Annotated in this window: 7 protein-coding genes; 3 read left to right on the top strand and 4 right to left on the bottom strand. The window is 68.6% G+C overall.

The features are described from left to right. Positions 1-36: 36 nt before the first annotated feature. Complete coding sequence (locus H0X95_RS35380) at positions 37-1,902, top strand: phosphoenolpyruvate carboxykinase (GTP) (RefSeq protein ID WP_006483011.1); 1,866 nt, start codon at positions 37-39, stop codon at positions 1,900-1,902. A 97-nt stretch (positions 1,903-1,999) separates the two neighbouring features. Here H0X95_RS35380 and H0X95_RS35385 read toward each other — a convergent pair whose 3' ends face one another. The 3 genes from H0X95_RS35385 to H0X95_RS35395 form a co-directional block, all read right to left on the bottom strand. After that, positions 2,000-2,908: an NAD-dependent epimerase/dehydratase family protein gene (locus H0X95_RS35385; RefSeq protein WP_059722762.1), complete on the bottom strand. Its 909-nt coding sequence runs from the start codon at positions 2,906-2,908 to the stop codon at positions 2,000-2,002. Between the two features lie 114 nt (positions 2,909-3,022). Then, on the bottom strand, positions 3,023-3,175 hold the full coding sequence (locus H0X95_RS35390; protein ID WP_176731449.1) for a hypothetical protein: 153 nt from the start codon (positions 3,173-3,175) through the stop codon (positions 3,023-3,025). Between the two features lie 3 nt (positions 3,176-3,178). Next, complete coding sequence (locus H0X95_RS35395) at positions 3,179-3,595, bottom strand: nuclear transport factor 2 family protein (RefSeq protein ID WP_059722764.1); 417 nt, start codon at positions 3,593-3,595, stop codon at positions 3,179-3,181. 460 nt (positions 3,596-4,055) lie between these two features. Between H0X95_RS35395 and H0X95_RS35400 the strand changes: the two genes are divergently transcribed. Together H0X95_RS35400 and H0X95_RS35405 are read left to right on the top strand one after the other, a co-directional pair. Continuing rightward, complete coding sequence (locus H0X95_RS35400; RefSeq protein ID WP_006483048.1) at positions 4,056-4,265, top strand: hypothetical protein; 210 nt, start codon at positions 4,056-4,058, stop codon at positions 4,263-4,265. 264 nt (positions 4,266-4,529) lie between these two features. Beyond that, a complete protein-coding gene (locus tag H0X95_RS35405) occupies positions 4,530-6,026 on the top strand; it encodes an FAD-dependent oxidoreductase (RefSeq protein ID WP_034202314.1) in 1,497 nt (498 codons plus the stop codon). Positions 6,027-6,110: 84 nt separating this feature from the next. Here the strand turns inward: H0X95_RS35405 and H0X95_RS35410 are convergent, their stop codons facing one another. After that, positions 6,111-7,775 (bottom strand): acid phosphatase, encoded by a 1,665-nt coding sequence (locus H0X95_RS35410; protein WP_059722766.1) that lies wholly within the window; start codon positions 7,773-7,775, stop codon positions 6,111-6,113. Positions 7,776-7,784 lie beyond the last annotated feature (9 nt).

The following is a 7,784-nucleotide window of genomic DNA, read 5'->3' on the forward strand; positions in this document are numbered from 1 at the left end:
TCCCCCATCCCCGCCCAATAATCTGGAGACATCCCCATGTCGCAAAACACCATGGCCGAAGCGACACACGGCCCGCTGATCGCTCCGCCGGCTTTCGTCAAACATCGCAAGCTGATCGACTGGGTATCGCGTATCGCGGCACTCACGGAGCCCGAGCGGGTTGTGTGGTGTGACGGCTCGCAGGAAGAATACGATGCGCTGTGCCAGGCGATGGTCGATCAAGGCACGCTCAAGCGCCTGAACCCGGCGAAGCGCCCGAATTCGTATCTCGCGCAATCCGACCCGTCGGACGTCGCGCGCGTCGAGGATCGTACGTTCATCTGCGCGGCCTCGCGCGACGACGTCGGCCCGACCAACAACTGGATCGAGCCCGCCGAAATGCGCGAGACGCTCAACGGGTTGTTCCGCGGCTCGATGCGCGGCCGCACGCTGTACGTCGTGCCGTTCTCGATGGGCCCGCTCGGTTCGCCGATCGCGCACGTCGGCGTCGAACTGTCCGACAGCCCGTACGTCGCGGTGAACATGCGGATCATGACGCGCATGGGGCGCGACGTGTACGACGTGCTCGGCGAGGACGGCGATTTCGTGCCGTGCGTGCACAGCGTCGGCCATCCGCTCGAAGCCGGCCAGCAGGACGTGCCGTGGCCGTGCAACCCGGTCAAGTACATCGTGCATTTTCCGGAAACGCGCGAGATCTGGAGCTTCGGCTCGGGCTACGGCGGCAACGCGCTGCTCGGCAAGAAGTGCTTCGCACTGCGCATCGCGTCGACGATGGGCCGCGATCAGGGCTGGCTCGCCGAACACATGCTGATCCTCGGCGTGACGTCGCCGGCCGGCAAGAAGTATCACGTCGCGGCCGCGTTCCCGTCCGCGTGCGGCAAGACCAACTTCGCGATGCTGATCCCGCCGCAGGGCTTCGACGGCTGGAAGGTCACGACGATCGGCGACGACATCGCGTGGCTGAAGCCGGGCCGCGACGGCCGTCTGTATGCGATCAACCCGGAAGCCGGATTCTTCGGCGTGGCGCCGGGCACGGGCGTGAAGACCAATCCGAACGCGATCGCCACGCTCAAGGACAACGTGATCTTCACGAACGTCGCGCTGACGGAAGACGGCGACGTATGGTGGGAAGGGCTGACCGACACGCCGCCCGCGAAGCTGACCGACTGGCAGGGCAATCCGTGGACGCCCGACATAGCCAAGGAAACCGGCCGCAAGGCCGCGCACCCGAACTCGCGCTTCACCGCGCCGGCCGCGCAGTGCCCGTCGATCGACGACGACTGGGAAAACCCGGCCGGCGTACCGATCGACGCATTCATCTTCGGTGGCCGCCGCTCGACGACGGTACCGCTCGTCACCGAGGCGCGCGACTGGGTCGAAGGCGTGTACATGGCCGCGACGATGGGTTCCGAGACGACCGCGGCAGCCGTCGGCCAGCAGGGCATCGTGCGCCGCGATCCGTTCGCGATGCTGCCGTTCTGCGGCTACAACGTCAGCGATTATTTCGCGCACTGGCTCAAACTCGGCAAGCAGCTCGAAGCCGCCGGCGCGAAGCTGCCGAAGATCTATTGCGTGAACTGGTTCCGCAAGGATGCGAACGGCAAGTTCGTGTGGCCGGGCTTCGGCGAGAACATGCGCGTGCTGAAGTGGATGCTCGATCGTCTCGAAGGCACCGGCGGTGGCGGCGAGCATGCGTTCGGCGTGTCGCCTGCGTATGAAGACCTGCACTGGGACGGCCTCGATTTCACGCGCGATCAGTTCGATGCGGTGACGTCGATGAACGCCGACGAATGGCGCGAGGAGCTGAAGCTGCATGCGGCGCTGTTCGAGACGCTGAAGCTGCGCTTGCCGGCTGAAATGACCGACACGATGAAGAAGATCGAGCAGCGTATCGGCGGCTGACGCGGTACGCATCGTTATCGACCCTGACGTCCCGCCGCCGGCGTTTGTTGCCGGCGGCGGGACGTTTTCGTATCCACGCCGTGCTTGACCCGTTCGCTCACCGCGCGCTGCAATGCGCGACGACTTCGTCGACCGCGCGCTGTACGTCGCCGCGCCGGTAGCGCAGCAGTGCGATATCCGCCGGATCGGGCTCGTACGACACGACGGTGCCACGCCCCGTGTAGATCGCGATGTCGGGCAGCAGCGGATGCTCCTGGTCGAGCGATGGCACGTCGCGCGGGTTGCCGGCCGCGCGGAAGAACGCGGCGAAGTAGTCGGCGAAGCTCAGGTTCTCGTCGCCGACGAGATAGGCCTTGCCGGCCTCGCCGCGCTGCAGCGCGCCCCAGATCGCTTCCGACAGCGATTGCGTCGAGATGAAGTTGCTGCCGCCGGCCGGTCCGTACACCGGCAGTCCCGCCAACTGGCCCTTCGCATACCCCGTGTACGCGGCGAACATCTCGTTGCGCAACCCCGGCACCGACCCGACGACGAACGGCGCATTGACGCTGCACACCGCGAACGACGGCGTCGCGAGCGCGCGCACGCGTTCGTCGGCGAGATGGCGCGAGCGTACGTACGGCACGGTGTCGACGAGCGCCGGCGCGACCTGCGGGTAGAAGCTGCCGACCAGCACCGCGCGCTTCACGCCCGCATCGCGTGCGAGTGCGAAGAAACGCGGCACCGCATCGACGTTCGCGCGTTCCCAGTGCGCGGCTTCGTCGGTGCCGGGCGGCAGATGGCGGATGTCGTTGCCGGCCGCGAACACGACCGCGTCGAACGGCGCGAGATCGTCGCGCGTGAAATTGCCGGCCACGTAGTCGCGTTGCAGCACGTCGAACTGCGCGAGCGCGCTGCCGGCCGCGGCCGGCTTGCGTGCGGCGAGCGTCACGTGATTGCCTTGCGCGTGCAGATGCAACGCGGCGTGGCCGCCGATGAGGCCCGTGCCGCCGACGATCAGGATCTTCATGGTGTCTCCGGTGGCGGCGCAAGGGCGCCGCGTGAAATGAACGGATGAAGCGGCAGGTGTGTCTGGCCGCTGCTCGGAAATCGAAGCCGTTGCCCGCGACGCATGGCAGTGGGTCTAGAAGCCGTTCGGGTCGCGATACCCGCTGACTGCCGCGAGTGAGTCACCGTCGACGTCCCGCATCGTGCCGGTGATCCGCGTCGCGAGCCCGCCGGCAAGGAACAGCGCGGCGCCTGCGATGCCGCCGGCGAAGCGAGCAGAAGCGCGCATCGTTCAGCCTTCCAGCGGCAGATCCTGCGACCAGTCGACGTGCAGCGTGCGCGCGGCGAAGCGCCACGTGCCGCCGTCGAACACGCAGCGGTCGCGATAGCGCAGCCCCCAGTCGAGCTTGCGCTTCACGCCGTCGCGCACGTACACGTGGCATGCGACGCCGTAGGTCTCGACATCGGCCTCGCCGCCGTCGAGCGTGACGAGCTGGTTGTGCACGTGATGCTGGGTCGCGTCGTAACGCTCGATCACGCGCATGCCGGCGACGATCGCGTCGCGGTCGTCGAAGCGGAAGCCGGGGCCGGCCAGCGTGGCGTCGGCGGTGAAGAGGGCGGTGAGGCGAGGCCAGTCGCGCCGGTCGACGGCCTGGGCGTAGCGGCACGCAAGCTCGTACAGCGCGTGGCGCGAATGCGAATCGGTCATGCAGTGCTCCCGTGGAAGAACGGAAAGAGTCGGTCGCGTCGCGTATGCGAACGCGGCGGCATTGCGACGTCGATGCGCAGGTTCGCACTGGACCGGTCGACCTTCATCACCCATACGGAGCAGGGCCGGGGTCGGGGAAAACACCGGGGACGGCCGGCGTGCGGCGTACGCGCGCGAGTCGATGGTGCGATGCGGTGACGAAGCAGGACATGCGTCTGACGATTGAAGCGACCGGTCGAGCAAGGCTGTCACGTGATTGCCTGCCCCGCAGGCATGCGATGCCGTCGGTATCGCATGCTGCGGCGCGACATGCGGCGCCCGGTCCGCTCAGCGTTTGCCCCTAGTCGAAACGGACGATGGCCGCCGGCCTGGCGCTGGCTACCGTGCAGTCATCCGGTGCGGCACGCGAGGCACGCCGGACACGAACCGCACCAGCGGCCAACCGGAGGGGACGACGATCATGAGACTGACGACTCGCAAGCTGTGCGTACTGGCGATGGGCACGTTCGCTGCCATGGCGATGGCGCGATACGGCGCGGACGAAGTCCCGTCGCCGCCGTATGCGGCCGGCATCCTGCAATGCCGCTCGGTCGATCCGAACGGGTTGCCGACCGGGTGCGTGCCGATCGATCCGTCGCACTTCGGTTTCGCCGCGCTGCGCGGCATGTGACGCCGGTGCGGGCTCGAGCCGCGCAGGAAGGACGCCATCGCGGCGCGATGGCGCGTGGACCGCTTTCGGCGAGCGCACGCGATACGACACGTGGCGTGTCGCATCAGGCAGCGTAGCCGGTCAGGTTTCATGTCGCCGGCGTTCCATCCGTGCCGCGCATGGGATTCGTATCGACCACGCTGCTTGGCGTCAGGCCGTCCACGCGGGCGGCCATCGCCGCGCCCGCAGCATCCCGCAGATTTCCTCCACGCCGATCCATTCGTCATGTCATTCGACTATTCCCTGACCCATCCCCTGAATCTGCGCGACGTGCACCGCTGGGACGCCGACCACGACGTCGTGATCGTCGGCTTCGGCGCGGCCGGCGCGTGTGCCGCGATCGAGGCCGCGAGCGCCGGCGCGGACACGCTGATCGTCGAGCGCGCGTCGAGCTACGGCGGCACGAGCGCGCTGTCGGGCGGCGAGATCTACCTCGGCGGCAGCGGCGGCACGCCCGCGCAGCGGCAGGCCGGCTTCACCGACGACACCGAGGATCTGTATCGCTACCTGATGCTCGCGGGCGGCCGCGACGCCGACGACGCGAAGGTGCGCCTCTATGCGAACGAGAGCCTGGCGCACCACGACTGGCTCGTCGCGCAGGGTGTGACGTACAAGAACACGTTCATCGCCGAGCGGATCGTCGAACCGGAAACGGACGACTGCCTGATCTGGTCGGGCAGCGAGGAAGCCTGGCCGTTCAGCGAGGCCGCGAAGCCGTGCCCGCGTGGCCACACGCCGCAATGGCCGGGCTGGGGCGGCGGACAACTGCTGATGCGCGTGCTGGCCGAGCGTGTCGCGGCGCTCGGCGTGGCCACGCGCTACGACACGCGCGCGGTGGCGCTGATCGTCGACGACGGCGGCGCGGTACGCGGCGTCGTGCTGCGCGCGTATGGCGACACGGTGTTCGTGCGTGCGCGCCGTGCGGTGATCCTGTGCGCGGGCGGTTTCGCGATGAACCGCGACATGGTGCGCCGGCATGCGCCGCAATTCCTGCGCTCGGACGAGCCGATCGGCAGCCCGGGCGACGACGGGTCGGGCATCCTGCTCGGCCAGAGCGCGGGCGGTGCGGCGATCCACATGGACGAGGGCTTCGTCAGCCTGCCGTTCTACGCGCCCGAAGCGCTGATCAAGGGCATTTTCGTGAACGCGCGCGGGCAGCGCTTCGTCAACGAGGACGGCTATCACGGCCGCACCGGCCACCATGCGTTCCATCAGGCCGACGATCGCATCTACCTGCTCGTCGACCACGCGACGTACCAGGAGCCGCCCGCCATCGCGCGAATCGGCATCGCGGCGGCCGGCGAAACCTGGGAGGAGGTCGAACGCGACCTGCAGATGCCGGCCGGCACGCTGACGGCGACCGTCGACGTCTACAACCGCCATGCGGCCGACGGCGTCGATCCGCTGTTCCACAAGGCGAAGCAGTGGCTGCAGCCGCTGATCGAGCCGCCGTTCGTCGCGCTCGATTGCCGGATCGACTACGCGTTCTATCCGCACTTCACGCTCGGCGGGCTCGATACGCTGCCCACCGGCCAGGTGCTCGATGCGACGCGTACGCCGGTGCCGGGGCTCTACGCAGCCGGTCGCACGACGTGCGGGCTGCCGCGCTGGGGCGCCGGATACAGTTCGGGGCTGTCATTGGCCGACGCGACGTTCTTCGGCCGGCAGGCCGGCCGTCATGCGGCGCAGGCCGTGCGCGACGCAGTGCGCAGCGCCGCGTAGCGCCGCCGGGCCTGAAACGAACGACGCCCCGGACCATTCATCGGATGGCCCGGGGCGTCGTCGTTTGCGGCGACCGGCTGGCGGTCAGCCGAGCTCGAGTGCGTTCGTCAGGTCGCCCGGCGGCGTCGCGCCGCGCGCGGCGAACGCGTTGTCGCGCAGGACCACGCCGTCGAGCGGCGCGAGCCCGTGCACGCGGCTGATGAAGCGCAGGATCGAGTTCGTGTCGTACAGCGTGTGATCGACGAAGCCCTTTTTCGCGAACGGCGAGATCACGAGCGCCGGAATCCGCGAGCCGGGGCCCCAGCGGTCGCCGACCGGCGGCGCGACGTGATCCCACCAGCCGCCGTTTTCGTCGTGCGTCATCACGATCACGGTGTTCTCCCATTGCGGGCCGCGCCGGATATGGTCGATCACGGTCGCGATGTGACGGTCGCCCGATTCGATGTCCGCATAGCCCGCGTGCATGTTCAGGTTGCCCTGCGGTTTGTAGAACGTGACGGCCGGCAGGCGGCCCGCGTCGATGTCGGCGATGAAGTGGTTGGTCGACGGCTCGTCGCCGAGCCCCGCGTCGCGCAGGTGCTTGCGGCGCGCTTCGGTGCCCGGCGCGTAGTTCACGAAGTAGTTGAACGGCTGGTGGTGGTACTGGAAATCGGGCACCGTGCCCGTGTCGCGATGCTCGAGCGCGTACTGCCACGCGCCGCTGTACCACGCCCAGTCGATGTTCTTTTCCGACAGGCGGTCGCCGATCGTCGCATAGCCCTGCGGCGGCATCACGCGATGGTCGGCCGGGTCTGCATACGCGGCATTGCCCGGATCGGGCGGCGGCACGTAGCTCGGCTGGTACGGCGGGGCCATCGTGTTCACGCCGTAGCCGTCCGGCGTGAGCGGGCCGTCGACCGCGAATTTCGGCGGGCCGTCGAGCGCGGACGCGGGCGAATCGTCGGCGAGCTTCAGGCGCGTGCCGGCCGGATCGTCGCCCTCGACCTTCGACAGCAGCTTCGCCGCATGCGGATGCTTGTGCGCGTCCGGATACCGCGGCGGCTGCGCGGAAATCAGGAACATGTGGTTCATCCACGAACCGCCGAAGGCGGCCATGAAGAAGTTGTCGCACAGCGTGTATTGCCGTGCGAGATTCCACAGCCGCAGCGTGTCGGCCGAATTGCGGTAATGGCCCATCACGAGGCCGCCCGAATCGGCCCATGCGGCGAACTGGTTGTTGCGGCCGCCGGCGATCTGCATCTGGTTCTGGTAGAAGCGGTGCCACAGGTCGCGCGTGATCACGCCGTTCGGCAGCGGCTTGCCCTGCGCATCGGCAATCCGGAACGGCGCGTTCGGCAGCTTGTCGATGTCGCGCTCGGCGATCGCGTAGCGCTTGCCGTCCACTTCCTGCGCCTGCGGCACGAGCCCGCCCCAGATCTTCGGCAGCACCGGCAGCGGCGTCTTGCCGTCGCGGTCGAGCTGCTGCGCATGCTCGGGCCGCACTTCGCTCAGCGGATAACGGACACCCGGGAAATCGCCGTACAGGTTCGCGAAGCTGCGGTTTTCCGCATAGATCACGACGATGTGGCGCACGCGCTGGCGCAACGCCTCGTCGATGCGCAGGTCGGCGGCCGAACGCGGCGCGTTGCCCGCGGTGGTTTCGCAGCCGGCGAGCGCGACACCGGCGCCGAGCGCGGCGAGGCCGCCGAGTAAGCGGCGGCGGTCGGGATCGGCGGGAAGGTCGTCGGGGCGATCAGGGGTGTCGTTCACGTCGTGGGC

Source organism: Burkholderia sp. 9779_493, assembly GCF_015712215.1.
GTDB classification, from domain to species: domain Bacteria; phylum Pseudomonadota; class Gammaproteobacteria; order Burkholderiales; family Burkholderiaceae; genus Burkholderia; species Burkholderia cenocepacia.